The organism is Ekhidna sp. ABH4_415 (assembly GCF_056161305.1).
The window spans coordinates 1-917 of record NZ_JBSWYW010000017.1 but is presented as its reverse complement, the minus strand read 5'-3'; the positions used below and the strand labels follow the sequence as shown (position 1 = coordinate 917).

Below are 917 nucleotides of genomic sequence, written 5' to 3'. Positions count from 1 at the left end.
TCTTGATTTTTGCTTCTTTTCATCCAAGGAAAAGAAGGAGATAAAATCATTCGGCAGATTTCACTAATTTCAGCTTTTTAAATTACAGGTAAAGCCACATGCTTTATCTAGTCGTTAGATGCTATAGGGAGAACCGAACACATGAGCATAAAATCCAAAATTAAATGGTGGGTTTTCCCATCTCTTCTTTGGCCAATTGCAATAGGGATATTCATAATCTCAAGACTGTCCGTTAACAATCAACTTGAACGATTCAACAACGATCCAGCAGGTGTAGTCCTAGCAGGAACCTTGTTGATTACATTGTTTTTTATACTTCCCTTGATACCATTTGCCTTCATGCATACCTATGAACTTCTTAACAACAAACAGCTAGTCCTCAGAAATTTTCTATTTCGAACTGCTCGAACATTAAACCTGAACGACATTAGTAACATTGAGGTGAAAGAAGGGATTTATGGCCTTATTCCAACTACGTGCTTCACGATGAACATTGAAACAACGAACGGTGGAACTTTTCGAATTGGGTCGAAACTAAATACTAACTACGAATCAATTTCGGAGGCATTAATAAAAACAGCATCTAACAGACGCTGATCGGGCATATGTCTCAGTGCTTTCTGGCTTGTTTCAGTGCAACTCGACCGTGATATCAGCCGCTGGGATATGGCAGTACTTTCTACTGACTTTCGCTCGCAGGGTTTTGGACTTGCAGAACGCAGTGCCACTCTGAACCGTTGTGAGCTTCGGCAGATTTCACTACTTTAGTGCTATTCACTAGCTGCGGACATACGCCCGATAGCTGTGCGTTGTGAGCCATACCTCCATGAACTTAAAAACTACCTACAAGGCATTAATCTGGACTGGACTGCTACTTTTTATAGCTGGAACTGTGGGAGACGCAAACGCAATTCCTT

Annotated in this window: 1 protein-coding gene; it reads left to right on the top strand. The window is 41.1% G+C overall.

The window, feature by feature from the left end; translation table 11 throughout:
- Positions 1-141: 141 nt before the first annotated feature.
- Entirely contained in the window at positions 142-597 is a 456-nt protein-coding gene (locus tag ACXAH9_RS17130; RefSeq protein ID WP_474896074.1) for a hypothetical protein, read from the top strand.
- Positions 598-917 lie beyond the last annotated feature (320 nt).